The sequence below is a fragment of the Blastomonas sp. AAP53 genome, from assembly GCF_000331245.1.
Lineage (GTDB): Bacteria > Pseudomonadota > Alphaproteobacteria > Sphingomonadales > Sphingomonadaceae > Blastomonas.
Genome location: NZ_ANFZ01000013.1, coordinates 41,431 through 65,960, shown reverse-complemented (window position 1 = coordinate 65,960; position 24,530 = coordinate 41,431). Strand labels below are relative to the sequence as shown.

Below are 24,530 nucleotides of genomic sequence, written 5' to 3'. Positions count from 1 at the left end.
ACTGCGCGCGTTAATCGATTATTTGCCAAACTGTTGCACAAAGCAGCAAAATTGCCGACGCCTTTGCGCGGGGCAAAACAGTTGGGAAAGTCGAAGGCATGATCGCAAGGCTGGCGCGCATTTTCACTCTCGCAGCGGCGGGGCTGGCCACGCCCGCCTGGGCTGCACCCGCGATCGTCGACCCGGCGACGCTCGATGTTTCCAACGCCGGCGACACCGCTTTCCTGCTGATCTGCGCCGCGCTGGTGATGCTGTTCGCGCTGCCCGGCGTGCTGCTGATGCAGGCAGGGCGCGGTACTGCGCGCGCGGCACAGGGCGTGTTCCTGCAGGGCACCGCGATCGCCGCTCTGGTCTCGCTGCTTTGGGTCATAGTCGGCTACACGCTGGCATTCGGCGATCCCAGCGGCGGCGTGATCGGCGGCGGCAATGCCTGGATGCTGATCGTGCTCGGCGATGTCCGCTTCGGCACCGCGGTTCCGGAAAGCGCGTTCGTGTTCTTTCAGATTGCAGCGGCCATGTTCGCCGCCGTGCTGGTGGCAGGCGCATGGGCCGGGCGCGGCCGCTTTGGCTGGGCGCTGGCCTTTGGCGGGCTGTGGAGCCTGATCGTCTATGCGCCGGTTGCGCACTGGATCTGGGGCGGCGGCTGGCTGTATGGCTTTGGCGTGCTCGATTTTTCCGGCGGCATCGCGCTGCATTTCTGCGCCGGGCTTTCCGCTCTGGTCGCAGCTTTGGTTATCGGACGCCGCACGGGCTGGCCGGGCAATGCCACTGCCACGCACAATCCGCTGATGGTCCTGGCAGGCGGTGCCTTGCTGTTTGTCGGCAATTTCGCGCTGGCGGGCGGCTGGACACTGGCCGCGACCGATGACGCCAGCAGCGCGATCATCAATGCGCATGTCGCGGCCTGCGTCAGCGCGCTGGTGTGGACATTGATCGAGAAGCTGCGCACCGGCGCCGTCACCGCGATGGGGCTGGTCTCGGGCCTTGTCGCAGGCCTTGCCGCGATTGCGCCCGCCTCCGGACTGGTATCACCGGGCGCAGCCATCATCATCGGGCTGATCGCCGCCCCGGCGTGCTATTTTGCGCTACGTTTCGTCACCGAGACATTGGCGATCGATGACAGCAACCACGCCTTCGCATTGCACGGCGTCGGCGGCCTGGTCGGCGCACTGCTGGTCGCGATATTCATGAGCGCCAGCTTCGGTGGCGTCGGCTATACTGGCGAAGGCGGCATCGGCGGCCAGCTGCTCGCGCAGCTGATCGGCCTTGCTGCTGTCGCGATGTGGTCGATCCTGGGCACGCTGATCATCAGCTACGGCATCGCCACCGCTATCCCGATGCGGATTTCTCCGGCGGAAGAGGCGGGCGATGAGCCTGCGCCCATCGCCTACGTCCCTGCCCCCGTCGCCGAGACCGTCAGCGATCCTGCACCACCTGCCGCAGAGCAGCAGGTGAGCGGCTGATCACTCCTCGCCCATGCGGAGCGCGGCGATGAAGGCTTCCTGCGGGATGCTGACCGAGCCGTACTCGCGCATCCGCTTCTTGCCTTCCTTCTGCTTGTCGAGCAGCTTCTTCTTGCGGCTGATGTCGCCGCCATAGCATTTGGCGGTGACGTCCTTGCGCATCGCGGCGATCGTCTCGCGCGCGATCACCTTGCCGCCGATCGCCGCCTGGATCGGGATCTTGAACAGGTGGCGCGGGATCAGGTCCTTCAGCCGCTCGCACATGCCGCGGCCGCGCGATTCGGCGGTGCCGCGGTGGACGATCATGCTCAAAGCATCGACGGGCTCGGCATTGACCATGATCGACATCTTGACGAGGTCGCCCTCGCGATAGCCGATCTGATGGTAATCGAACGACGCATAGCCGCGCGAGATCGACTTCAGACGGTCATAGAAATCGAACACCACTTCGTTGAGCGGCAGCTCGTACGTCACCTGCGCGCGGCCACCGACATAGGTCAGGTTCTTCTGGATGCCGCGCCGGTCCTGGCACAGCTTGAGGATGCTGCCGAGATACTCGTCGGGGCAGTAAATGACCGCCTCAATCCACGGCTCCATGATCTCGTCGATCTTGGTCGGGTCGGGCATGTCCGCCGGATTGTGCAGCTCGATCTCGCCGCCACCGTACGTCAGCTGGATCTTGTAGACCACCGACGGCGCGGTGGTGATGAGGTCGAGGTCGTATTCGCGCGTCAGCCGCTCCTGGATGATCTCCAGATGCAGCAGGCCGAGAAAACCGCAGCGGAAGCCGAAGCCGAGCGCGGCGCTCGATTCCATCTCGAAGCTGAACGAGGCATCGTTGAGCCGCAGCTTGGAAATGCTGTCACGCAGCTTGTCGAAGTCATTGGCATCGACCGGGAACAATCCGCAGAATACCACCGGCTGCACTTCCTTGAAGCCCGGCAACGGATTGGCTGCGGGGTTCTTCACCGTGGTGATGGTGTCGCCGACGCGCGTCTGGCTGATGTCCTTGATCTGCGCGGTGATGAAGCCGATCTCGCCCGCTGCCAGTTCGGGCAGGTTCTCGATCTTGGGCCGCATGCAGCCGACGCGATCGACCAGATGCTCGGTGCCGCCGGCCATGAACTTGATGTTCTGGCCCTTTTTCATCACGCCGTTGACGACGCGGACCAGAATGACGACGCCCAGATACGGGTCGTACCAGCTGTCGACCAGCATCGCCTCGAGCGGCGCATCGCGGTCGCCCTTGGGCGGGGGAATCTTCTTGACGATCTGCTCGAGAATTTCCTCGATGCCTATCCCTGACTTGGCGCTGGCCAGCACGGCTTCGGAGGCGTCAAGGCCGATGATGTCCTCGATCTCCTTCTTCACCTTTTCAGGTTCGGCGGCGGGCAGATCGATCTTGTTGATGACCGGCAGGATCTCGTGATCGTGCTCGATCGACTGGTACACATTGGCCAAAGTCTGTGCTTCGACGCCCTGCGCGGCATCGACCACCAGCAGCGCGCCTTCGCACGCGGCGAGCGAGCGCGAGACTTCGTACGCGAAGTCGACATGGCCCGGCGTGTCCATCAGGTTCAGCTCGTACAGCTGGCCGTCCTTGGCGGTATAGTTCAGCCGAACGGTCTGCGCCTTGATGGTGATCCCGCGCTCTTTCTCGATGTCCATGTTGTCGAGCACCTGCGCCGACATTTCGCGCTCGGTGAGGCCCCCGGTTTGCTGGATCAGCCGGTCTGCCAGGGTCGATTTGCCATGGTCGATATGCGCGATGATGGAGAAATTGCGGATGTGCTTGAGTTCGGTCATGCTCGCGCGATTAGCAGGGGTGCGCTCGACTGTCAGCAGGGAATGCGCATCGGCATGGCGGGGCATAAAATTACCCGGCGCAACGGCACCAATCGCCCCCAGCCGCGTTGAGCGCGCATGACAACCACATGGCTTATCGTGAACGAGGCAAGCGGCAGCTACGATGCTGACGTCATCGCCGATCTTGTAAACCGGTTTGCGCAGAGCGATCAGCCGGTGGACCGTATCGTCCGCTGCCCGGATGAGGATCTGCCGACGCCGGCTGAGCTCGACGCTGCGGGTGTCGATACGCTCACGATCTACGCCGGCGACGGCACCACCAACAGCGCGCTCAAGGCGGCGGCGGGATGGGGCGGAGACGTGCTGATCCTGCCCGGTGGCACGATGAACCTGCTCGCCCGCGCACTGCATGGCGAACAGAGCTGCAACGTCATCATTGCGGAGGCGGGCCGCAACCGCCGGACGCGTCAGTTGAACACGGTCGAGATCGGCGACAGTATCGCCTATGTCGGCGTGATCGCGGGGCCGACGACCAGCTGGGCACAGGTCCGCGAGAACGCGCGCCACAGCGAACTCGCCGACCTGGTGTTCAACGCGATTCCCGCCGCAATATCCGACAGCCTGGGCGGGCCGGAGGTGGGCGTCGAAGGGAGCGAGGACCGCTTCCCCGCGATCTTCGCCGCACCACGCGACAATGCCATGGCGCTGTGTGGTTTTACCGCATCGAGCATTGGTGAGGTCATGGCGCATGCCAGCGCCTGGCTGAACGGCGATTTCCGCGAAGGCCCGCGCGTCGATCTGGGCAGCGCCGTCACGGCGACGCTGACCAGCGAGGCCGACACCATCGGCCTGTTGATCGATGGCGAGCCCGCCGAATGCCGCCCTGGCGATACGCTGCGGCTGGCTCGCGCCCCGCATCGCTTCATCGAAACCCGTCCCACCAAAGACAGCCCCCCGCCTGCCCCATGACCGTGCTGTTTCACGCGAGCGACCTGCATTTCGGTGCGGAGGACGGCGCGGCTTTGGCCTGGTTCCAGCAGCAGGTCGATAGCGCCCGGCCCGATGCGGTAATCATCACCGGCGATCTGACCATGCGCGCCCGGTCTGCCGAATTCGCCGCCGCGCAGGCCTGGCTGGCCGCGCTGGGTCGCCCGGTGCTGATCGAGCCGGGCAACCACGACTTGCCCTATTTCAACCCGGTGCGGCGCATCTGGCGGCCCTATGGCCGGGTGATGCGGCTGCAGGACCAGTTCCATGACGGCGTGACCATAGACGGCGTGCATCTGGTGTCGCTGCCCACGACCGCGCGGGCGCAATGGCGGCTCAACTGGTCGAAGGGCAAGGTCAACCAGCGCGCGCTGCGTGAAGCGCTTCATTCGCTGGCGAGCCGACCGGCCGACAGCGTCAGCATCGTGCTGGCCCACCACCCGCTGATCGAAGCCGAAACGCAATCGAGCGGCCGCACCACCGGCGGCCGCGCTGCGCTGGAAGCGCTCGCGGCGGCAGGCGCCGATGCTGTGCTGTCGGGCCATGTCCACGATCCGTTCGACCTCGACGTGACGACCGCCGGCGGCCCCATCCGCCTGATCGGCGCGGGCACGCTGTCAGAACGGGTGCGCGCGACACGCCCCTCGTTCAACCGGCTCGAGATCGCGGGCGGAAAGCTCGACGCCCGCGTGTGCGCGATGGACTGACTGCGGGATTAACGCGCTTTAATCCGGCGAAATCTTACAATTCCGGATCGCGATGCTAGCCTATCCTCCAGGGTCAGGGGGGATTCGCGACATGATGAGGAAGCCGTTCAATCCGTTTGAGGCCGCGATCTGGAAGCGGTTGGCCGAGACCTTGTTCGTCGAGCCTGCACAGATGGCGATTTCGCCGGCACAGGTGGTCGATAATCTCCAGCGGCTGTTCGCGAATATCGAGGGGGACACGCCGCGCAACACTGCTCTGTCGGTGATCGCGACCTGGCTGGTGCTGGGCGGGCCGGTCTGGCACTTCGCGCCGCGCAATTTCCGCATCTGGCGGATCGAGCGAAGGCTGGCGAAGAGCCGGATCGACATCTTCCAGGACATGGCCCGCATCCGCGGCATCGTATATGCCGGCTATTACGGCCACTGGATCGATCAGGACGACGAGAACGCCAGCGATGCAGCGGCAGAAGATGCCAACCGGGCCAATCCGGTGTTCCAGTCGATGGGATTCACTTTGCCCCGCCACCGGGAGCGCGCGGGCACGCCCGACGACCCGCTGATCACCGAGCATGTCGGCAACGACCTGCCCTATACCGTGTTCGTCGGCGAGGACGCGATCCCCGACAGCGTCGAGGTGGTGGTGATCGGATCGGGCGCGGGCGGCGCGGTTGCGGCATCGAACCTCGCCGACCAGGGCTATGAGGTGCTGGTGATCGAAGCCGGGCCGTATATGCCCAGCGCGCGGATGACGCCCAACGAGGCGCATATGTCGTCGAGCCTGTTCAAGGACGGCGCGATCCAGACGACGCGCAACCGCGACATCATCGTCTTCCAGGGGCGCACCGTCGGCGGCTCGACCGTGGTCAACAACGGCATCTGCCTGCGGCTGGCACGCGCAGGCGAGACGCACCCCGATGCCAATAATGTGCTGCAGGGTTGGGCGGCGCAGGGCGCGCCGATCGATGAGGCCGCGCTCGAGGCGAGCTATGCCCGCGTCGAATGCCGGCTGGGCGTGCACGAGATCGACCGGCGGCTGGGGCGCAACAACGGCACGCGGCTGCTGACCGGCTGGGATGCGTATCGCGCAGGCTCCGCCGACCCGCTCGATGCGCGCGCGGTCTCGGGCTGGTTCCGCAAGAACTGGGGACAGAAGACCGAGGCAAACGCCTGTGTTTCCTGCGGATATTGCAACACCGGCTGCCCCTATGGCCGCAAGCGCGCAATGCCCGAGAGCTTCCTGCGCCACGCGACGCTGAGCGCCCCGCGCAAGGCGCGCATCCTGGCGCATGCCGAGGTCGCGCATATCGGCTGGGACGGGCGCGACGACCAGGGCCGCAGGCGCGCCACATCGGTGCAGGTGATGCTGCCCGATGGCCGCGCCAAGACGATCCGCGTCACCAAGGGCGTGATCGTCGCTGCTGGCACGATCGCATCGAGCAACATCCTCTCAGCCAGCGGCATTAAGGGCACCGGCAAGGGCATATCGCTCAACATCGCCTGCCCGGTGCCTGCGTTGATGCCCGATGCGGTCAACGCCTGGGACGAGGACCAGATGGCGACCTTCATCGATCGCGGCGATTTCCTGATCGAGAGCCATTTCCAGCCGCCGATGAGCATGGCCTCGCTCGTCCCGGGCTGGTTCGACGAGCATTTCCGGCGGATGCGGCACTACAACCTGCTGGCCTCGGCAGGCGTCCTGTTCCCCGCCGACCGGCTGGGCACGATCAGGAAGGGCAGGCTCGACTTCGTGCTGCAGCCGACCGATCTGGCCGTGCTGCGCCGCGCGCTCTCGACGCTGACCAAGGTACATTTCCGTGGTGGCGCGCAAGAGGTCTACCCGGCGCTGCTCCACGGCCAGACGCTGCACAGGGGGATCAGCGACGAGGAGATCGACCAGTTCTACTGGGACAGCATCTCCGAACCCGACGATGTCGTGCTCTCGTCAAGCCACCCGCACGGCGGCAACGCGATCAATGCCGATCCGGCCAAGGGCGTGGTCGATCTCGACCAGCGCGTCCACGGCACCGCCAATGTGCTGGTCACCGACGCGAGCGTGATGCCCAGCTGCATCCGCGTGAATGCGCAGCTGACGACGATGGCGATGTCCGACCGCGTGACGCATGGACGGCGCGTATTCGGATAGTGCGAGGCTGTCAGAAAGGATCAGAGTTCGCCCAGCCTGCCAATATCCCGGCTTATCAATCATTCGTGAGCGAGCATCCTGGAACGACTGGACTTGCGAGCGTCTGCCGGGCTCTAGGCCAGCGAAACGGCAGCTATCGCTTCAACGAGGCCAAAAGCGGAAATTCTTTTCCCGACCCCATTGCAGACATCTCTTTGGGCGCTACGATGGCCTATCTATGCGACACCATAGGCCTGCCATAATCGCCATTGCCTTGCTCGTTGCTGCGTGCAGCAAGACTTCTCCGACGGCGGCAGACATCGCGCCAATCGAAAAATGGACAGCGCGACAGGGTTGCATCGGCAAGTTGGCACGATGGTCGCGATTCTACTATTTTCGTGATTCAGGACTGTTAGAGACGCCGAGCATCATTGAAGTTCAATTTGTCCAGCCAGACTACTTGAGGGTTCCCGCTGGTGTTTACTTCAAGCCACCCCGCGCCGCCGGAGTGATCGACGACAACCAGTTTAGGGTAGCGGGCGGCAGCTACCATGTCGCAAGCAAGACCATGCGAGATTGGCAGTGTGGCTGCAATCTTCCGCCTTATGATGTGTCGCAAACGACGGGATGCACAAAAGACAGCTAACCACCCACGATCGGCCATTCGCGCTGCTTGAAGCTTCCTCCAATAGCGGACGTCGGCCGAAGTCTGCGAAAACCGGGGTTCCTGAATGCGTGACTCCTGTAACGCGCTTGCGGACGGGCGGTGCCGACGATTACTCCCCGCGCGCCTTGCGGACCATCAGGCCACCGCGCTTGCGGATCGATCCGGGCATCCATTTCGCCGCAAACGCCAGCCGCTTGGCGGTGGGGCCGACATAGCTGTGCACGTTCTTCGCATCGTGCACCGCGGCCCAGGCCGCCTCGGCAACGAGCAACACGGGTGAGATTTCCAGCCCCGCAGCGGTCACGCTCTGGCCGATCGACTGGTTGCTGTTGGCGGGCGCGCCGTCGAGCAGCGGCGTATCGATGAAGCTCGGCAGCAAGGCGCGCACGCGGATGCCATCGACAGACCATTCGATGTCGAGAGCTTCGGAAAGCCCGCGCACCGCGAACTTGGTAGCGGAATAGACCGACAGACCCGCCGAGCCATAGATGCCGGACGCCGACGAGGTGTTGAGCAGGCACGATCCGGGCGTAGCCTTCAGATATTTGTGCCCGATATGCGCGCCATAGACGACGCCCTTGAAGTTGATGTCGACCAGCTTTTCGATATCGGATTCGCTATGGTCTTCCAGTGGCCCGCCGATGCCGACCCCGGCATTGTTGAACAGCACATGCAGCTTGCCGCCGCTCTTCTCGGCAAACGTCTCGAGCGCGCTCGTCCACTGCTCGCGGCTGCGCACATCGAGGCTGTGGATCGACGACATGCCCGCCGGCAGCATCGCAGCGGTCTCTTCCATGCCCTTCACGTTGACATCGGCCAGCCCGACGAACCAGCCCTTGCCGCCAAAGAACCGCGCGACTTCGCGCCCGATGCCTGATGCGCCGCCGGTGATGAAGATATACTTGGTGTCGGTCATTGATTGAGGCTCCCCTGGCTCCAACCTTCCCGAGTTCCCGAGCGAAGTCGAGGGACGTATGCGCCAGCGGTTGCGTATACGTCCCTCGACTTCGCTCGGGACAAACGGAGGTGGGTTCTGCTGCCACGCTATGGCCGCGTCACGCATCACGCAAGTGGCTAGCCAGCGCCACAAAGCGCCGCCTATAAGCAGGTCTGCATGGCGACCTCCCCCTCTTTCTCCCGGCCCGCCAGCGCGCGCGGCCCTGCCGTAGCGTTCGAGGGCGTCGCCAAGGCTTATGGCAGCACGGTCGCCATCGCGTGCGTTGATGCGACAATTTCGCCGGGCACCTTCGTCGCCATCGTCGGATCATCCGGATCGGGCAAGTCGACATTGCTCAAGACGGTCAACCGGCTGATCGAGCCCGATACCGGCAATGTGCGAATCGATGGCGCGGATGTTGCGAGCCAAGAACCCCATCAGCTGCGCCGCTCGATCGGCTATGTGTTCCAGAACATCGGCCTGTTCCCGCACATGACCGTGGCGCAGAACATCGGCATCGGCGCGCGGCTCGCCACCGGCAAACCACTGGCGGAAGCGCGCGTGGCGACCTTGCTCGACCTCGTCGATCTGCCACGCGATTTCGCGGCGCGCCTGCCCGAGCAGCTGTCGGGCGGGCAGCAGCAGCGCGTCGGCGTCGCCCGCGCGCTGGCCGGAGAGCCGGGGCTGATGCTGATGGACGAACCGTTCGGCGCGCTCGACCCCGTCACCCGCGAGGCGCTGGGCGAGCAATATCGCGCGCTGCACGAACGGCTGGGGCTGACCACGATCATGGTCACGCACGACATGGCCGAGGCCCTGCTGTTCGCCGACCGCGTGTGGGTGATGGACGCAGGCCGGATCGCGGCGGACGCGACGCCGGCGCAGCTGATCGCGGGCGGCTGCGGCGCGGAGGCCGAGGCGCTCGTGGCGGTGCCCCGGCTGCAGGCGGAGCGGATCACCGCGATGCGCCATGCGGAAGGGAAGCTGGGTGCGTAGGCCCCTCGACTTCGCTCGGGAACTCGGAGAACTATGCTCTGGGGTGAATCAGGGAAACCAATTCACCCTCTCCCGTCTGTCCCGAGCGAAGTCGAGGGACGTATGCGCCGGGGTGAATGTGAGAAGACCAGTTCACCCCCCTCTCCGAGTTCCCGAGCGAAGTCGAGGGACGTGTGCGCCGCACGGTAGCGAGCAAAACAGATGACGCTTGACTGGCCGCGCATCCTCGATCTGCTCGCACAGCATGTGCAGCTGAGCTTTGCCGCTCTGGGCCTTGCGCTGCTGATCGCGCTGCCGCTCGCGATCTGGTCGGTGCGCAGCCGGACAGTGGCAAGTGTCACACTGGGCTTTGCCAGCCTGATCCAGACCATCCCCGCGCTGGCGCTGCTCGCCCTGTTCTTTCCGCTGCTGCTCGCGCTCTCCACCGTCTTTGGCGATGCCATCTCGCCTTTGGGCTTCCTGCCCTCGCTGCTCGCGCTGACGCTCTATGCGCTGCTGCCGATCCTGCGCAACGCGGTGACCGGGCTGCGGTCGGTCGAACCGGCGATGGTCGAGGCCGCCGATGGCGTGGGCATGACAGGCCTGCAGAAGCTCTGGCTGGTCGAAGCCCCGCTCGCCTCGCCCACGATCATGGCGGGCGTGCGCACCGCCGCGGTGTGGACGATCGGCGCGGCGACGCTGTCCACCACCGTCGGCCAGCCCAGCCTGGGCGACCTGATCTTTGCCGGGCTGCAGACGCAGAACTGGTCGCTGGTGCTCGCCGGATGCCTGGTCGCCGCTGGCCTTGCGATCACCGTCGACCTGCTACTCGGGTTGATCGAAAGCGGCATCCGCTGGCGCAGGCACAAGCGGATCTGGGGAGCCGGCATCGCGCTTGCCGCCGGGCTGGCCATCGCGCTGTGGCCAGCGCCGCAGAGTGACAAGCCGGTGGTAACTATCGGCGCCAAGCGCTTCTCAGAACAGTATATTCTTGCACGGCTGATCGGCCAGCGGCTGGAAAAGGCGGGCTATGCGGTGCGCTATCGCGAGGGGCTCGGCAGCGCGGTGGTGTTCCGCGCGCTGGCGACCGACGAGGTGCAGATCCTTGTCGACTATGCCGGTACGATCTGGACCAACGAAATGCGGCGGCAGGACCCCGAGCCCCGCGCCGACATGATCGCCGCGATCGCCCGCTGGGCCAACGCGCAGCATGGCGTGCAGCTGGTCGGGGCCTTGGGGTTCGAGAACACCTATGCCTTTGCCGTGCGGCCCGACGATGCCCGGCGGCTGGGGCTGCGCAGCCTCGACGATGTTGTCCGCGTCGCGCCGCAGTTCGTGTTCGGCACCGATGTCGAGTTTCTGGAACGGCCCGAATGGCAGATGGTGCAGGCCGCCTATCCGCTGCGCTTCAAGGGCCGGCGCGCGTTCGAACCCACCTTCATGTACCGCGCGCTGGCGCTGGGCGAGGCGGACATCATCTCGGCCTTCTCGTCCGATGGCCGCATCGCCGCGAATGGCTTTGTCGTGCTGGAAGATCCAAAGGGCGCAGTGCCCTCGTACGACGCGATCCTGATGGTCAGCCGCTCCGCCGCCGCCGACCCACAGCTGGTCGCGGCGCTCAAGCCTCTGGTCGGCGCAATCCCGGTGGAAAAAATGCGTGAGGCCAATTATCGCGTCGACAGGGACGACGACAAGCAGAGTCCGGCCGATTCGGCTGCATGGCTGGACGAGGCCATTTCCACAAAGCCATCTTCACCAAGCCCCCAGGGAACCAATCGATGATGATCAAGCGCCTGATGCTGACCTTTTTCATCGCGCCGATGCTGTGCTGGGCCCATGCCGCGCACGCCGCCGTGACCATCACCTTCTACAGCCACGAACTGGGCAGCCAGTTTCCGCATGCCTTCGCGACGCTGAAGGGCAAGGTCGATTCGACCGGCGAAATGGTCGACACCAATATCGGCTTCACCGCCACCAGCACCGGACCCAGCATCCTGTTCGGCTGGGTCGAGGGCGAGACCAGCGTGCTCAAGCCCAAGTACATCGCCAGCAGCGCACCGCATTTCAGCTATGAGTTGACCGATGCCGAATATCGCGCGGTGATCGCGGTGCGCGAGAAATGGCGCACCAAGAAGCAGAAGAGCTACAACCTCAACAAGGCCAACTGCGTCCATTTCATCGGCGAAGTCGCCACCGCCGCAGGGTTGAAGATCAACCCCGGCAGCAAGTTCTACAAGAAGCCCACCAGCTTCCTCAAGGAAGTGACCTCGCTCAACCGCAACCGGCTGGCCAATGGCCGCATCCTGTTCAAGGGCTGATCGGTCACAGCGCGGCGTTGTTGTAGCAATGCCAGGTCAGGATCGCGACCGCGCCGCGATGCGGTGACCAGGGCTCGGCGATCAGGCGCGTCTCCTTCTCCGAGGGGCGCGCCTCCAGCCCCAGGATGCGCCCGATCCCTGCCTGCACCGCCAGGTCGCCTGCCGGCCAGATATCGGGACGTCCTTCGGCGAACAGCAGATAGATTTCCGCCGACCAGCGGCCGATGCCCTTGATCCGCACCAGCTCGGCAATCGCGGCCTCGTCGTCGGCGGGCAACTGCTCCAGGTCGAGCGCGCCTGCCACCACCAGTTCTGCCAGCGACCGGGCATAGCCCTGTTTCTGGCGCGACAGCCCGCAGGCGCGCAAAGCATCGAAATCCGCTGCGATCAGCACTTCGGGCGCGCAGCCGGTGCCCAGTGCCGCCTCCAGCTTGGTCCACACCGATGCCGCTGATGCCACGCTGACCTGCTGGCCGACGATGGTGCGCAGCAAGGTTGCATAGCCCCTCTCCCGAATGCGCGTTTCGGGATAGCCGGCGATGGAGAGCGCGCGCGCAATCGCTGGTTCGCGCGCCGCAACCGCGTCGAGCCCCTGGGTGAGTTGCTGCTCTGTCATTCCCATATCTTGGTTCCCGGCCCTATCCGCCCCTTGCATTCGGGCGTCGCGTTGATCATAGCAGCGGCGTTTGCTGGGACCAGACGTCCCTGCCATCTTGTGGGGAGTTTCCATGCCAAAGCTGACCGTCATCAACCGCGCAGGCGAAGAGAGCACCATTGACGCCGATAACGGCCTGTCCGTTATGGAAGCGATCCGCGACAATGGTTTCGACGAACTGCTGGCGCTGTGCGGCGGATGCTGCTCGTGCGCGACCTGCCATATCCATGTCGATGGCGAGTGGACCGACAAGCTGCCCCCGATCAGCGCCGATGAAGACGATCTGCTGGACAGCTCGGATCATCGCAACGCCACCTCGCGTCTGTCGTGCCAGATCCAGATGACCGCCGCGCTCGACGGCCTGAAGGTCACCATCGCACCTGAAGATTGATCGGCGCAAGATTGATCAGATACCGCCGGGCGTGACCTCGCGCCCGGTGGCCTGAAGCGCGGACGTCAACGCGGCGGCACAGCCATCGAGCTGCGCCTGATCGACCGAGCGGATGACGAAGTTCGCGCCGACCTTGCCCTCGCGGAAGAACGGATAGCTGCCAATCTGGCATCCCTCGTGCGCGCGTTCGGTCGCGCCCAGCATGTCTGCGACCTCGCTCTCGGCGACCCAGCAGCCAAGGGTGGCTGACAGCACCGGCAATCCGCCTTCGAGCGTGCCAGTGAGCGCATCGAGCATGCCTGCGGTAATATGCGGCACGCCCGCCATCAGGAACACGTTGCCGATCTGGATGCCCGGCGCCCCCGACATGCGGTTTTCGATCAGCTCTGCACCCTCGGGCACCCGCGCCATGCGCAGCCGCCCTTCGTTCAGGCCGCCACGCGTCTCATAATATCGCTCCAGAATGGCGCGGGCTGTCGGGTGGATCACCACGGCGACGCCCAGCGCCTGCGCAATGGCATCGACGGTGATATCGTCATGCGTCGGGCCGATCCCGCCGGTGGTGAACAGGTAATCGTTGCGCGCGCGCAGCAGGTTCACCGCCTCGACGATCGCATCCATGTCATCGGCGACCACCCGCACCTCTTTCAGCCGGATTCCCTGCACATTCAGCCATGTCGCGACCTGCGCGACATTCTTGTCCTGGGTGCGGCCAGAGAGGATTTCGTCGCCGATCACGATCAGCGCGGCGGTCCAGATGCGGGGGTTTTGGGTGGGGAGCATAAGGGCATTGCAATACCCACTTTGCCCGGCCGCGCAAGACCCGAGCGCGCCGCCAGCGCACCGGGCCGCATCTGCATCTGCCCGGGCTTCGCTCGGAAATGGACCAGATTGGACCAGCCGGCGCGCAGCGCTGCCTTATCCTCAGCGTCGTCAGCACGCTTTGAATGAGTCGGAGGTCCCGTACAATGTCAGCGAAATCAAACGTCGTATTGGTTCAACAGGCACTCGCCGCCAGGGGGTTCAGCCCGGGCAATATCGATGGCAGCTGGGGCAAGCGCACCGAAGCTGCGGTCAGGGCCTTTCAGGCTGCCCATGGCCTGCAGGTCGATGGCATTGTCGGGCCGCTGACCAAGGCCGCGCTTGGCCTCGACAACCCGGCGCAGGGAGCCGCACTGTCGGCCGACATCATCGACGACCCTGCCATCCCATGGCTGCTGGAAGCCAGGAAACTGCTTGGCGTCCGGGAAAAGCCCGGCCCCGATAACAACCATGTCATTCTCGATTGGGCGACCGATCTGGGCATCCCCTACAAATCGGATGATATCGCGTGGTGCGGGCTGTTCGTCGCGCATTGCATCGGCACGACATTGAGCAGCGAGCCGCTCCCCGCCAATCCCCTGGGCGCGCAGAACTGGAAACGGTTCGGTGGACCCTGCGCACCCCAACCCGGCGCGATCCTGGTATTCTGGCGCGAAAAGCCGACCAGCTGGAAGGGCCATGTCGGCTTCTATGTCGGCGAGGATAGCCAAGGCTATTACGTGCTGGGCGGCAACCAGGGCGACAAGGTTTCGGTGGTGCGCATCGCCAAGGATCGATTGCTGCCCAATGGCATCCGCTGGCCGGCAACAGTCGCGGTCGGCACGGCCGGGCCACGCCAAATGGCGCTGGGCAAGGGCTTTTCGACCTACGAAGCGTGAACGGCGAAAAGGTGCGTCATTCCCAGAAGGTGGCGCAGCCCAAGGCGGCCAGCGCGGGGTCACGGGTGATCACGACGAGGTCGTCATGAATCGCCTGCGCCGCGATCATCCGGTCGAACGGGTCGCGATGCTCGCCGGGCAGTGCTCCGGCGAGCAGGCCGTGCGCAACGCTCACCGGCAGCAATTCAAACCCGTTGCGATCGCAAAGGCTCTCGAAAAGTTCGGCGGCCTCTTCGGCTTCGGCCCATTTGCCCAGCCGCACCTTCGTCGCCACTTCCCATGCCGATGCGGCGCTCACGTAGATGGAACCAGACGGGTCGAGCAGCCTGCGCCGCACGCCTTGCGAGAGCAGCGGATTGTCGTTCCACCACCAGATCAGCGCATGCGTGTCGAAAAGAAGGCCGTTCACTCCCAGGCCCGAAGCTCTTCTTCGGGCAACGGATCAAAGAAGAAACCATCGGGAATCTTGGCCTTGAGCCCGCCGGGCCGTCGCTCCACCCTGGGCTTTTCCAGCGGTACCAGCCGGGCATAGGGCTTGCCCGCCTTGGCCAGGATGATCTCCTCGCCCGCATGCGCGCGGTCAAGCAGCTTGGAAAAATGCGTTTTCGCGTCATGGACGTTGACGATGCTGGTCATGCAACACGGTTAGCCCATTGACTGGACTAAGTCAACGGACTAAGTCCATGCCAATGTCGGGGTCGCAAAAGCGATTGCCCTCCCCTATATGGAATCACCATGAACCAGTATGTCACCGTCACGAACGCCGACACGCCGATGCGCGACGGCACGATCAAGCTCCACGGCCAGGATGGCTTTGATGGAATGCGCAAGGCAGGCCAGCTCGCCGCCCATGTTCTGGACGAGCTGACCGCGTTCGTCACCGAAGGCGTGACCACGGCAGAGATCGACGCCAGGGCGCGCGAACTGATGCTGGCGGGCGGCGGCATTCCGGCGACTTTGGGCTATCGCGGATTCACGCACAGCTGCTGCACCTCGATCAACCATGTCGTGTGCCACGGCATCCCCGCCGACCGGAAGCTCAAGGACGGCGACATCATCAATATCGATGTCACCCCGATCGTCGATGGCTGGCATGGCGACACCAGCCGCATGTTCCTGATCGGCGATGTCGGCGTCAAGGCGCGGCGCCTTGTCGATGTGACCTATGAGTGCCTGATGCTGGGCATCGAGCAGGCTCGGCCCGGCAACCGCATGGGCGACGTTGCGCATGCGATCCAGTCATTCGCGGAAAAGCACCGCTATGGCGTGGTCCGCGATTTCTGCGGCCATGGCCTGGGACGCCTGTTTCACGATGCGCCCGAGGTCGTCCACGCTGGTCGCCCCGGGACCGGGCCAGAGCTTCGCCCCGGCATGTTCTTCACCATCGAGCCGATGATCAACATCGGCAAGCCGGCGGTCAAGATGCTGGAAGATGGCTGGACGGCCGTGACCCGCGACCGGTCGCTGTCGGCTCAGTTCGAGCACTCGATCGGCATCACCGAGACGGGCTGCGAGATCTTTACCAAGAGCCCCAAGGGATTGGACCATCCGCCTTATTGATGGATAGCGCTCCATTGCCGGAGGAGCACGGAATAGCTTAGCCTGGTCACGCGCGCTGTGCACGACGCGGATGATCTCAAGACTGTCGTGGCCCATCCTGTAATAGACGATATAGCTGCCAAAGGCTCGCCCCCGCAAACCGGGCATCAGTTCGTCGCGCAGAGAGCCGATGCCAGGGGCTTCACAGAGCCGCCCGAATATGCCCGTCAACCTGTCAATGAACTGCTCGGCAGCCAACAGATTGTCTCGCGCAATAAACTCGGCAATGGCATTGAGATCATCCTGTGCCTCGGCAGAGATGATCAATGCGATCACTGGGCAAACTTGGCGCGAAGGCGTTGCTTCATCGCCTCCGGATCCCACGCAACCACGCGGCCAGCCTCGATGTCATCGATACCTTTCTGGATTTCGCGGCGCAGATCCTCGAGCTCTGCCTCACGCACGCGCCGCTGGATTTCCCAGCCGCGCAGCGCATCGCGAATGGCCTCGCTGATGCTCGCATATTCGCCCGCTTCAATAGCGGCATGAAGCATTTGATGATGAGCCTCGGTCAGTGTGATGCTGGCTTTTTCCATAACTCGTCCTTTTGCGATAGTAGGATTATATCCCACCACAGCCTGCCTGACAATCGCCACCGCGCACGCGCGAACTGCTCAAAATATAGGCACTGTGAACACTGCTTGCCCGCAATTCCATCACGCCCCGTAATAATGTTGCAAGACGCCCAAGCTTTTGTGGCGGATTGCGTCTTGGCACGTTAATTGTTTGGTAGCAGTCCATGGGGGACTCGGGCGCAGTGCCGCGCACACGCCCGGAGACCTTTGCGGCAATATCCATAACGGTGCGGCGTGCCTGCACCGTTCTTTCCCATAACCGCCCTGCCCCACCGGGCGCGGCGGCCGATGACAGGATGATCAGGGACTTATGAAGAAGATCGAGGCGATCATCAAACCGTTCAAGCTCGATGAGGTGAAGGAGGCGCTGCATGAAGTCGGCGTATCCGGCATTACCGTGACCGAGGCCAAGGGCTTCGGGCGGCAGAAGGGCCATACCGAGCTGTACCGGGGCGCCGAATATATCGTGGACTTCCTGCCCAAGGTGAAGCTGGAAGTGGTGGTCGACGACGCACTGGCCGATCGCGTGGTGGAAGCGATCGCCGCCGCCGCGCAGACGGGCCGTATCGGTGATGGCAAGATTTTCGTGATCCCGGTGGAGACGGCTCTGCGCATCCGCACGGGTGAACGCGACAACGACGCGGTCTGATTCAACAAGGCGCGCGCAACCTGCAGGAGAGGCCTGCCCCGGCAAGGCCGCAACAACAACATCAGTTCCAATCGAAGGGGGGGCCGCAGGGCCCTGATCGCGATTACATGAAGAGGGAAAGCTAACATGGCAAAAACCGCCAAAGACATTCTGGCAATGATCAAGGAAAACGAGATCGAGTGGGTGGACGTCCGCTTCACCGATCCCAAGGGCAAGTGGCAGCACCTCACGATGTGCGCCGGCGTCATTGGCGAAGACGAGCTGGAAGACGGCCTGATGTTCGACGGATCGTCGATCGAAGGCTGGAAGGCGATCAACGAATCCGACATGATCCTGCGCCCTGACATGGACGCGGCCTATATCGATCCGTTCTCGGCCGATCCGATGCTGATCCTGTTCTGCGACATCGTCGAGCCCGGCACCGGCGAGCTCTATGCCCGCGATCCGCGCAGCACCGCCAAGCGCGCCGAAGCCTATCTGCAGTCGACCGGCATCGGTGACACCGTGTATGTCGGCCCCGAAGCCGAGTTCTTCATGTTCGACGATGTGCGCTTCTCGGACGGCTATGCAGGGTCCATGTTCTCGATCGACGACATCGAACTGCCCACCAACTCGGGCCGTGCGTACGAAAGCGGCAACCTTGCTCACCGTCCGCGCGCCAAGGGCGGCTATTTCCCCGTGGCTCCCGTCGACAGCGTTGTCGATGTCCGCGCCGAAATGGTCAGCACCATGCTCGAAATGGGCCTGCCCTGCGACAAGCATCACCATGAAGTCGCCGCCGCACAGCACGAGCTGGGCCTGACCTTCGGCACGCTGACCCAGACCGCCGACCGCATGCAGATCTACAAGTATGTCGTTCACATGGTCGCGCAGGCCTATGGCAAGACGGCAACGTTCATGCCCAAGCCGATCAAGCAGGACAACGGATCGGGCATGCACACCCACATCTCGATCTGGAAGGAAGGCAAGCCCTTGTTCGCAGGCAATGGCTATGCCGGTCTGTCGGACATGTGCCTGTACTTCATCGGCGGGGTCATCAAGCACGCCAAGGCGCTGAACGCCTTCACCAACCCGACCACCAACAGCTACAAGCGTCTGGTGCCCGGTTTTGAAGCACCGGTGCTGCTGGCCTATTCCAGCCGCAACCGTTCGGCATCGTGCCGCATCCCCTATGGCACCGGCGAGAAGGCCAAGCGCGTGGAATTCCGTTTCCCCGACGCGATGGCCAACCCGTATCTGTGCTATTCGGCGCTGCTGATGGCAGGTCTCGACGGCATCCAGAACAAGATCCATCCCGGCGAGGCGATGGACAAGAACCTGTACGACCTGCCGCCCGAAGAGCTGAAGGAAGTGCCGACCGTCTGCGCAAGCTTGCGCGAAGCGCTCGACTCGCTGATCGCCGACCACGACTTCCTGCTGAAGGGCGACGTGTTCCTCAAGGACCAGATCGAAGCCTATATCGAAATGAAGTGGGCCGAAGTCACGCGTTGGGAAACGACCCCCTCGCCGGTCGAATTCGACATGTATTACAGCTGGTAAGCCGCCACTGTTCAGACGCAAGAAAGGCGCCTCGGGGAAACCCGGGGCGCCTTTTTCGTGAACATCGGCAGTGTCAGCGGCAACGCGCGCCGTTGCGATCGATCGCCCGACCGGCCACGGCACCGCCGGCTGCACCCAGAATGGTACCCAGCGTATCGGACCCGCCCGGAGCGATGATATTGCCCAGCACGCCGCCGGCAAGGCCGCCGACGATCAGGCCGGTGGTGCCATCGGGGCGGCGGCAATAGTAGCGTCCGTCCTGGCCGCGATAGACACGATCGTTGCGGCCCAGGCGGCGTTCGCGATAGCGGCGGTCGTCGCGATAATAGCGCCCGGCATCATAGCCGCCATAGGCGGGGTCGGGGCGGTTGTAATCATACTGGCGGTACGACGCGAAACCGCGATCGCGCACGCCCGATCCGGCGCAGCCGCTCACGACGGTTGCGGCGATCAAGGCCGCGCCCAGCGACATGCTCTTCCTGTTCAAAATGGTCATGGTGTTCCTCGCTCTGTCTGAGACCTTGACGCGCAAACCGTGATAACCGTTCCCCATCGCATCGCATTTCGCACCCCTTGGCGGCAGCATTGGCCCTTCCCCGCAGCGCCGTTAGGGGGCATGACCTGTGACAATGCTTCGCATCCTTCCCCTGCTGTTCGCGTTGCTGCTCACCGCCTGTTCGGGCGAGTCTGCATCTTCGGGCAGCACGCCGGAGCCTGGCCGGCTGGTGCGATTGGCCGATGCCGAGATCCGCGGGCTCGACCCGCAGGTCTATTCCGACCTCGCCTCGCTGCGCGTGGCCGCAGACCAGTTTGAAGGGCTGACCCGTTTCGATGGCGCTGGTCAGCCGGTGGCCGGCCTGGCGCGGCGATGGTCAATCTCGCCCGATGGTCGCTCCTGGGCGTTCACCCTGCGCCCCGGCCTGCGGTTTTCGGATGGCACGCCGATCAAGGCAGAGGCATTCACACAGGTGTGGCAGCGGCTGAATGCGCCTGCGACCGGCTCCCCACACACCGCCCTGTTCACGGCCATCGCCAATATCCAGGCCGATGGCGATGATATCGTGACCGTTCGGCTGCACGCCCCCTTCCCGCAGCTGCCCGCGCTGCTGGCCCATCCGGCGATGGCGGCGCTGCCGCTCCACCGCGCCACGGAGGACTGGACGGCCGAGCGGCCGCTCGTGACATCCGGCCCCTATCGCACCCGGGACTGGCGGCTGAACGACCGGCTGGTGCTGGAACGCAACCCGCATTGGCACGCAGGCCGCGCCAAGATTGCCACGGTAGTGTGGAAGCCGGTCGACGATGCTCTGGCAGGCATGCGGCTGTTCCTCGCCGGCGGGGCCGATATCTCGGGCGACTATCCGCAAAGCCGTCACGCATGGCTCGCTGCGCAAAGGCCCGGTGCGGTGCGCACCGGCGATTATCTGGGCAGCTATTATTTCACGCTCAACACCCGCAAGCCGCCGTTCGATGACTCGCGCGTACGCCGCGCGCTGGGCATGGCGGTGAATCGCGCCTGGATCGCGCGCGCGCTGCTGCCGATGGGCAATGCGCCGGCCTTTGGCATCGTGCCGCCCGCGCTCCATGCCGGGGCGGCGGTTCAGCCCGGATGGGCCGGCTGGCCGCTCGCTCGCCGCCAGCGCGAAGCCAGGCGGCTGCTCGCACAGGCGGGCTATTCGCCGGCGCGCCCGCTGCGCTTCGAAATCAGGATCAACTCCTCGGCGGAGCACCGGCGCATGGCGGTGGCGCTGGCGGCAATGTGGAAGCCGCTGGGCGTCGAGGCCAGCATCCTCAACAGCGAACCTGCGCTGCATTTCGCCGCGATGCGCCGGGGCGATTTCCAGATGGCGCGTTCGGGCTGGATCGCCGATCTGCCCGCGCCCGAGAACTTCCTGGCCGTGCACCGGTCGGATGCGGGCGAGGTGAACTATTCGGGCCACGCCGATCGCGAATTCGACGCCCTGCTCGATGCGGCGATGGCGCAAGGCGACCCGGTGCGGCGCACCGCCGCGATGCGCGCAGCCGAGGCAAGGCTCATTGATGCGATGCCGGTCATTCCCCTGTGGTTCTATCGCAGCGGGGCGCTGGTATCCCCGCGTGTTGCCGGCTGGACAGAAAATCCCGGCAACATCCATCCCAGCGCGGCGTTGTCGCTACGGCACAGCCCTGCTATCGCGGGTGCGGGCAGCCAGGCGACACGAGGCGGAACATGACCAGCGCATGGAAAAAGGCCGCAACGGGCCTTGCAGCGACAGCGATGCTGGCGCTGGCCGCGTGCAGCGGTTCGGACAGTTCACCGCTGGGCATCTCGATCATCGATCCCGCCGCGCAAGACAAGCTCGATGCCGCTGTGCTGGAACCGGGGGCCGAATATCTGCGCGCCGCGACCTCGCAAGGGCTGGTCCGGCTCGATACGCTGGGCAACATCGTGCCGGGGCTGGCCGAACGCTGGATCGTGACCGATGACGGCCTCAGCTATATCTTCCGCCTGCGCAACGCGCGGTGGGAGAATGGTGATCCGGTGACGTCCGAGCATGTCGCCGCCGCGCTCAAGCGCCGCTTGACCATCGAAGCGCGCACCGCGATCGGCTCCGACACCGCCGAGGTGCGCGACATCCGATCGATGACAGGCCGGGTGATCGAAATCCGCCTGCTCGCCCCGCAACCTGAATTGCTGCGAATCCTGGCGCTGCCCGAACTGGGCCTGCGCCGCAATGGCCGCGGCACGGGACCTCTGGTCGCCGATCGGCAGGAATACTGGACGTTGCTGACCGAGCGCATCGATGACACGCAGGACCCTGATAGTCGTCGCCGTGTGCGCCCGCTGCAGGTCCGCACGGAAAGCGCTGCCCGCGCCATCGCCCGCTTTTCGCTGGGGGAGAGCACGCTGGTGCTGGGCGGGCGGTTCGAGCACCTGCCGCTGCTCAGCGCGGCGCGCATCGCCGACAATGATGTGCGCGCGGACCCGGTGACGGGAATGTTCGGGCTGCTGGTCGTCAACGGCAAGGGGTTTCTGGGTGATCCGGCCAACCGCGAGACGATTGCGCTGGCCATCGACCGCGATGCGCTGATGACGCCGCTGGGCATCGGCCAGTGGCAGACGCTGACACGGATTATTCCGCTGGGGCTGGACCGCTATCAGCCACTGATCGGCGATCGCTGGGCGGATCTGTCGGTAGAGGAACGGCGTATTGTGGCGCGCGGACGCATCGATCGCTGGCGGGAGGAGAATGGGGCGCTGCCCGAGCTGCGCATCGCCATGCCGCGCGGGCCCGGCAGCCGCCTGGTCTTTGCCCGCCTGCGCCGCGATCTCGCCTCGGTCGGGCTGCAAAGCCGCATGGTTGCCCCCGATGCCAGCGCGGACCTGAAGCTGATCGATGAAGTGGCCAACTACCGCCAACCGGGCTGGTTCCTCAACCAGCTGGCGTGCGCGGTTCGCCCGGTATGCAACGAACAGGGCGATGTGCTGCTGGCGCAGGCGCGCCGCGCGGTTGACCCCGATGTGCGGATGACGCGCATGGCCGAGGCCGAGGTCGCGATGACACAGGCCAACATCTATATTCCGCTGGGTACGCCGGTGCGCTTTTCACTCGTCAAGGGCAACGTACCGGGCTTTGCGATCACCGCTGATGGCTGGCACGCCTTGCCGGACCTTGTTGCCGTCCCCAGATGATGTTCGGCAAGGGGCCATGGAGGTGACGATGAAGACGATCCGGCCTGATCAGATGGAGCAGTTGCGCGCGGCGATGCCCGCATTGTCCAACGACCCGGCGGCGATCCGCCAGCGCGTGGAAGTGATGGAGCAGCTGCTCGAGCGCAGTCTCACCTTGCCCGGGATCAACCGCAAGGTCGGGCTCGACTTCATCCTGGGTCTGGTGCCCGTGCTCGGCGACCTGATAACGGGCGCCATGGGGCTGTACATCGTCTGGGAGGCGCGCAACCTGGGCATGTCGAAGTTCCAGCTCGCGCGGATGGCCGCCAATGTCGGCTTTGACAGCCTGCTGGGTGCGGTTCCGCTGGTGGGCGATGCGTTCGATTTCTTCTGGCGGTCCAATACGCGCAATCTGAAGATCATTCGCAAGCACCTGGACAGGCATCATCCGGCGACTCGCACCATCACCATGTGATTCGCCCACCGAATCGCCCGATCAGGTGAACGCTAACATCTTTTGCAAGCGCGCTGGGTGACACCGCTTACCCTCCCGTCCGCAATCCTTTGCAGCTGCAAAAGGCGGTTGGATCCAGAAATACCCCGGGAATCAAAGGATTTGCCAAGCCTGCCGACTTGCTTTAGGCGTCGCGCCCACAGGCCATCCAGCAAACAAAAAAAGGGCCAGCCCGAAGGCTGACCCGATAAAGTTTTTAGGAGAGGATGCCTGAAAGGCATGATCAATATGGGTCAGCATCCCTTATTGTGCAAGTGCGAAATGATTTATCTGAGTTGCAAAGAACGCAACCGAGATCGCAGAAAACCGCACCGTTACGCTATTTGCAATTGCACAATTCCGCTGCAGTGCAATAAAGATGCCGAATATGGCCATGCGACGTCTCCCCCCTTTGCGTTCCCTTGAAGCATTTTTGCGTGTCGCCCGACTCGGCTCTGCCAAGGCGGCGGCCAGCGAACTGGCGCTCTCCCCTTCGGCCCTGAGTCGGCGAATCGGCGGGCTTGAAGATTTTGTCGGCAAGAAGCTGTTCAAACGGCACAACCAGCAATTGAAACTCAACGAAGCGGGCGAAGCCCTGTTCGCCAGCGTTGCACCTGCGATCGATGCCCTGGCAGATGCGGTCGCCACGCATATGGACGACAGCCGCATCCTGCGCCTGCGACTGGGCATGCTGCCGCTGTTCGGCAGCCAGCGCCTCCTGCCCCGGCTGGGCGAGCTACGCCGGCTGTATCCGATGCTCCATATCGATGTAGACACATCGGGCCATGGTGAGGCGCGGTTGGGTGATACGCTCGATGCCGCGATCGTGCTGGCCGAAACCCCCGACCCTGCGCTGCATGCGGTGCGGCTCGACCGCAATTATGTCTATGCCATCGCCTCGCGCGAACTGGCCGACAGCCTGGGCCCCACGCCTGACCTGGCACAGCTCAACCGTCAGACCATCCTGGTCCACAACGACATGCCGCAGTCGTTCGAGGCGTGGAAAGACGTGCTGGGCCTTGCCGATCTGCATCCGGCGTCGATCGACCATATCGACAGCGGCCCGCTGATGCTGGAAGCCGCCGCGCAGGGGCTGGGCATCGCGATCATGCACGATGACCACCTCACCCGCTCGGGCGACGCGCGCCTGGCCCGATTGTTCGATGTGCGTGTCGAGAGCCCGTACAGCTACTGGTTCGTCTGCAAGCCGCGCGCGCTGGAAACCCGCGCCGTGCGGCTGTTCCACGACTGGCTGGTCGAAGCGGGGATTTAGCGCACTGCGGGATAACCGCCCC

General features: G+C 64.4%; 24 protein-coding genes. 16 read left to right on the top strand and 8 right to left on the bottom strand.

Translation table 11 applies throughout. The features are described 5' to 3' along the window. Positions 1–98: 98 nt before the first annotated feature. Positions 99–1,463: an ammonium transporter gene (locus D618_RS0112705; RefSeq protein ID WP_017671904.1), complete on the top strand. Its 1,365-nt coding sequence runs from the start codon at positions 99–101 to the stop codon at positions 1,461–1,463. Here D618_RS0112705 and lepA read toward each other — a convergent pair whose 3' ends face one another. Then, positions 1,464–3,269, bottom strand: coding sequence for a translation elongation factor 4 (gene lepA, locus D618_RS0112700; RefSeq protein WP_026091642.1), 1,806 nt, complete (start codon positions 3,267–3,269; stop codon positions 1,464–1,466). A 117-nt stretch (positions 3,270–3,386) separates the two neighbouring features. On the opposite strand from lepA, the gene D618_RS19080 reads away from it, so the two are divergent. From D618_RS19080 to D618_RS0112685, 3 genes are all read left to right on the top strand, one after another. Beyond that, the gene (locus tag D618_RS19080; protein ID WP_017671902.1) at positions 3,387–4,238 is read left to right on the top strand and encodes a diacylglycerol kinase family protein; all 852 of its coding nucleotides are present in this window, start codon (positions 3,387–3,389) and stop codon (positions 4,236–4,238) included. Continuing rightward, the gene (locus tag D618_RS0112690) at positions 4,235–4,963 is read left to right on the top strand and encodes a metallophosphoesterase (RefSeq protein WP_017671901.1); all 729 of its coding nucleotides are present in this window, start codon (positions 4,235–4,237) and stop codon (positions 4,961–4,963) included. The genes D618_RS19080 and D618_RS0112690 overlap by 4 nt, the downstream gene beginning before the upstream one ends. A gap of 91 nt (positions 4,964–5,054) precedes the next feature. Then, positions 5,055–7,106 carry a GMC family oxidoreductase N-terminal domain-containing protein gene (locus tag D618_RS0112685; RefSeq protein ID WP_017671900.1) on the top strand — a complete coding sequence of 684 codons (2,052 nt, stop codon included), beginning with the start codon at positions 5,055–5,057 and terminating at the stop codon, positions 7,104–7,106. 755 nt (positions 7,107–7,861) lie between these two features. On the opposite strand, the gene D618_RS0112680 is transcribed toward D618_RS0112685, so the two are convergent. After that, entirely contained in the window at positions 7,862–8,668 is an 807-nt protein-coding gene (locus tag D618_RS0112680) for an SDR family oxidoreductase (RefSeq protein ID WP_017671899.1), read from the bottom strand. A 198-nt stretch (positions 8,669–8,866) separates the two neighbouring features. Here D618_RS0112680 and D618_RS0112675 point away from each other — a divergent pair, with 198 nt between their 5' ends. From D618_RS0112675 to D618_RS0112665, 3 genes are all read left to right on the top strand, one after another. Next, positions 8,867–9,685 carry an ABC transporter ATP-binding protein gene (locus tag D618_RS0112675; RefSeq protein WP_017671898.1) on the top strand — a complete coding sequence of 273 codons (819 nt, stop codon included), beginning with the start codon at positions 8,867–8,869 and terminating at the stop codon, positions 9,683–9,685. Positions 9,686–9,886: 201 nt separating this feature from the next. Beyond that, positions 9,887–11,446, top strand: coding sequence for an ABC transporter permease/substrate-binding protein (locus D618_RS0112670; RefSeq protein WP_017671897.1), 1,560 nt, complete (start codon positions 9,887–9,889; stop codon positions 11,444–11,446). Next, positions 11,443–11,982: a hypothetical protein gene (locus tag D618_RS0112665; protein WP_017671896.1), complete on the top strand. Its 540-nt coding sequence runs from the start codon at positions 11,443–11,445 to the stop codon at positions 11,980–11,982. The genes D618_RS0112670 and D618_RS0112665 overlap by 4 nt, the downstream gene beginning before the upstream one ends. 4 nt (positions 11,983–11,986) lie before the next feature. Here D618_RS0112665 and D618_RS0112660 read toward each other — a convergent pair whose 3' ends face one another. Then, positions 11,987–12,604, bottom strand: a complete 618-nt coding sequence (locus tag D618_RS0112660; RefSeq protein ID WP_026091641.1) for a DNA-3-methyladenine glycosylase — start codon at positions 12,602–12,604, stop codon at positions 11,987–11,989. A gap of 106 nt (positions 12,605–12,710) precedes the next feature. Here D618_RS0112660 and D618_RS0112655 point away from each other — a divergent pair, with 106 nt between their 5' ends. Further along, positions 12,711–13,028: a 2Fe-2S iron-sulfur cluster-binding protein gene (locus D618_RS0112655; protein WP_017671894.1), complete on the top strand. Its 318-nt coding sequence runs from the start codon at positions 12,711–12,713 to the stop codon at positions 13,026–13,028. Between the two features lie 15 nt (positions 13,029–13,043). Here the strand turns inward: D618_RS0112655 and D618_RS0112650 are convergent, their stop codons facing one another. Next, positions 13,044–13,811: a molybdopterin-binding protein gene (locus tag D618_RS0112650; RefSeq protein ID WP_017671893.1), complete on the bottom strand. Its 768-nt coding sequence runs from the start codon at positions 13,809–13,811 to the stop codon at positions 13,044–13,046. A gap of 185 nt (positions 13,812–13,996) precedes the next feature. Here D618_RS0112650 and D618_RS0112645 point away from each other — a divergent pair, with 185 nt between their 5' ends. Further along, a complete protein-coding gene (locus tag D618_RS0112645) occupies positions 13,997–14,728 on the top strand; it encodes a TIGR02594 family protein (RefSeq protein WP_017671892.1) in 732 nt (243 codons plus the stop codon). A 16-nt stretch (positions 14,729–14,744) separates the two neighbouring features. Here the strand turns inward: D618_RS0112645 and D618_RS0112640 are convergent, their stop codons facing one another. Then, positions 14,745–15,137: a type II toxin-antitoxin system VapC family toxin gene (locus tag D618_RS0112640; protein WP_017671891.1), complete on the bottom strand. Its 393-nt coding sequence runs from the start codon at positions 15,135–15,137 to the stop codon at positions 14,745–14,747. Continuing rightward, on the bottom strand, positions 15,134–15,364 hold the full coding sequence (locus tag D618_RS0112635; protein ID WP_017671890.1) for a type II toxin-antitoxin system Phd/YefM family antitoxin: 231 nt from the start codon (positions 15,362–15,364) through the stop codon (positions 15,134–15,136). Before D618_RS0112635 ends, D618_RS0112640 begins: the two co-directional genes overlap by 4 nt. A gap of 99 nt (positions 15,365–15,463) precedes the next feature. Here D618_RS0112635 and map point away from each other — a divergent pair, with 99 nt between their 5' ends. Further along, positions 15,464–16,288, top strand: a complete 825-nt coding sequence (map, locus tag D618_RS0112630) for a type I methionyl aminopeptidase (RefSeq protein ID WP_017671889.1) — start codon at positions 15,464–15,466, stop codon at positions 16,286–16,288. Between the two features lie 311 nt (positions 16,289–16,599). On the opposite strand, the gene D618_RS0112625 is transcribed toward map, so the two are convergent. Continuing rightward, positions 16,600–16,863: a type II toxin-antitoxin system ParD family antitoxin gene (locus tag D618_RS0112625; protein WP_017671888.1), complete on the bottom strand. Its 264-nt coding sequence runs from the start codon at positions 16,861–16,863 to the stop codon at positions 16,600–16,602. A 349-nt stretch (positions 16,864–17,212) separates the two neighbouring features. On the opposite strand from D618_RS0112625, the gene D618_RS0112620 reads away from it, so the two are divergent. Both D618_RS0112620 and glnA read left to right on the top strand, forming a co-directional pair. Next, positions 17,213–17,551 (top strand): P-II family nitrogen regulator, encoded by a 339-nt coding sequence (locus D618_RS0112620; RefSeq protein ID WP_017671887.1) that lies wholly within the window; start codon positions 17,213–17,215, stop codon positions 17,549–17,551. A gap of 126 nt (positions 17,552–17,677) precedes the next feature. Continuing rightward, complete coding sequence (gene glnA, locus D618_RS0112615; RefSeq protein ID WP_017671886.1) at positions 17,678–19,090, top strand: type I glutamate--ammonia ligase; 1,413 nt, start codon at positions 17,678–17,680, stop codon at positions 19,088–19,090. 73 nt (positions 19,091–19,163) lie between these two features. On the opposite strand, the gene D618_RS0112610 is transcribed toward glnA, so the two are convergent. Further along, complete coding sequence (locus tag D618_RS0112610; RefSeq protein WP_081590508.1) at positions 19,164–19,586, bottom strand: glycine zipper 2TM domain-containing protein; 423 nt, start codon at positions 19,584–19,586, stop codon at positions 19,164–19,166. Positions 19,587–19,719: 133 nt separating this feature from the next. Here D618_RS0112610 and D618_RS0112605 point away from each other — a divergent pair, with 133 nt between their 5' ends. The 4 genes from D618_RS0112605 (at position 19,720) to D618_RS0112590 (ending at position 24,508) form a co-directional block, all read left to right on the top strand. Next, entirely contained in the window at positions 19,720–21,303 is a 1,584-nt protein-coding gene (locus D618_RS0112605) for a peptide ABC transporter substrate-binding protein (protein ID WP_017671885.1), read from the top strand. Further along, a complete protein-coding gene (locus D618_RS0112600; protein WP_017671884.1) occupies positions 21,300–22,763 on the top strand; it encodes an ABC transporter substrate-binding protein in 1,464 nt (487 codons plus the stop codon). Before D618_RS0112605 ends, D618_RS0112600 begins: the two co-directional genes overlap by 4 nt. Positions 22,764–22,791: 28 nt before the next feature. Next, the gene (locus D618_RS0112595) at positions 22,792–23,217 is read left to right on the top strand and encodes a DUF4112 domain-containing protein (protein ID WP_051041397.1); all 426 of its coding nucleotides are present in this window, start codon (positions 22,792–22,794) and stop codon (positions 23,215–23,217) included. 406 nt (positions 23,218–23,623) lie between these two features. After that, a complete protein-coding gene (locus D618_RS0112590) occupies positions 23,624–24,508 on the top strand; it encodes a LysR substrate-binding domain-containing protein (RefSeq protein WP_081590510.1) in 885 nt (294 codons plus the stop codon). Positions 24,509–24,530: the final 22 nt, after the last annotated feature.

Coding starts and splice junctions, on each gene's coding strand:
- D618_RS0112705 (WP_017671904.1), top strand. CDS start 99: ATGATCGCAAGGCTGGCGCGCATTTTCACTCTCGCAGCGGCGGGGCTG.
- lepA (WP_026091642.1), bottom strand. CDS start 3,269: ATGACCGAACTCAAGCACATCCGCAATTTCTCCATCATCGCGCATATC.
- D618_RS19080 (WP_017671902.1), top strand. CDS start 3,387: ATGACAACCACATGGCTTATCGTGAACGAGGCAAGCGGCAGCTACGAT.
- D618_RS0112690 (WP_017671901.1), top strand. CDS start 4,235: ATGACCGTGCTGTTTCACGCGAGCGACCTGCATTTCGGTGCGGAGGAC.
- D618_RS0112685 (WP_017671900.1), top strand. CDS start 5,055: ATGATGAGGAAGCCGTTCAATCCGTTTGAGGCCGCGATCTGGAAGCGG.
- D618_RS0112680 (WP_017671899.1), bottom strand. CDS start 8,668: ATGACCGACACCAAGTATATCTTCATCACCGGCGGCGCATCAGGCATC.
- D618_RS0112675 (WP_017671898.1), top strand. CDS start 8,867: ATGGCGACCTCCCCCTCTTTCTCCCGGCCCGCCAGCGCGCGCGGCCCT.
- D618_RS0112670 (WP_017671897.1), top strand. CDS start 9,887: ATGACGCTTGACTGGCCGCGCATCCTCGATCTGCTCGCACAGCATGTG.
- D618_RS0112665 (WP_017671896.1), top strand. CDS start 11,443: ATGATGATCAAGCGCCTGATGCTGACCTTTTTCATCGCGCCGATGCTG.
- D618_RS0112660 (WP_026091641.1), bottom strand. CDS start 12,604: ATGGGAATGACAGAGCAGCAACTCACCCAGGGGCTCGACGCGGTTGCG.
- D618_RS0112655 (WP_017671894.1), top strand. CDS start 12,711: ATGCCAAAGCTGACCGTCATCAACCGCGCAGGCGAAGAGAGCACCATT.
- D618_RS0112650 (WP_017671893.1), bottom strand. CDS start 13,811: ATGCTCCCCACCCAAAACCCCCGCATCTGGACCGCCGCGCTGATCGTG.
- D618_RS0112645 (WP_017671892.1), top strand. CDS start 13,997: ATGTCAGCGAAATCAAACGTCGTATTGGTTCAACAGGCACTCGCCGCC.
- D618_RS0112635 (WP_017671890.1), bottom strand. CDS start 15,364: ATGACCAGCATCGTCAACGTCCATGACGCGAAAACGCATTTTTCCAAG.
- map (WP_017671889.1), top strand. CDS start 15,464: ATGAACCAGTATGTCACCGTCACGAACGCCGACACGCCGATGCGCGAC.
- D618_RS0112625 (WP_017671888.1), bottom strand. CDS start 16,863: ATGGAAAAAGCCAGCATCACACTGACCGAGGCTCATCATCAAATGCTT.
- D618_RS0112620 (WP_017671887.1), top strand. CDS start 17,213: ATGAAGAAGATCGAGGCGATCATCAAACCGTTCAAGCTCGATGAGGTG.
- glnA (WP_017671886.1), top strand. CDS start 17,678: ATGGCAAAAACCGCCAAAGACATTCTGGCAATGATCAAGGAAAACGAG.
- D618_RS0112610 (WP_081590508.1), bottom strand. CDS start 19,586: ATGACCATTTTGAACAGGAAGAGCATGTCGCTGGGCGCGGCCTTGATC.
- D618_RS0112605 (WP_017671885.1), top strand. CDS start 19,720: ATGCTTCGCATCCTTCCCCTGCTGTTCGCGTTGCTGCTCACCGCCTGT.
- D618_RS0112600 (WP_017671884.1), top strand. CDS start 21,300: ATGACCAGCGCATGGAAAAAGGCCGCAACGGGCCTTGCAGCGACAGCG.
- D618_RS0112595 (WP_051041397.1), top strand. CDS start 22,792: ATGAAGACGATCCGGCCTGATCAGATGGAGCAGTTGCGCGCGGCGATG.
- D618_RS0112590 (WP_081590510.1), top strand. CDS start 23,624: ATGGCCATGCGACGTCTCCCCCCTTTGCGTTCCCTTGAAGCATTTTTG.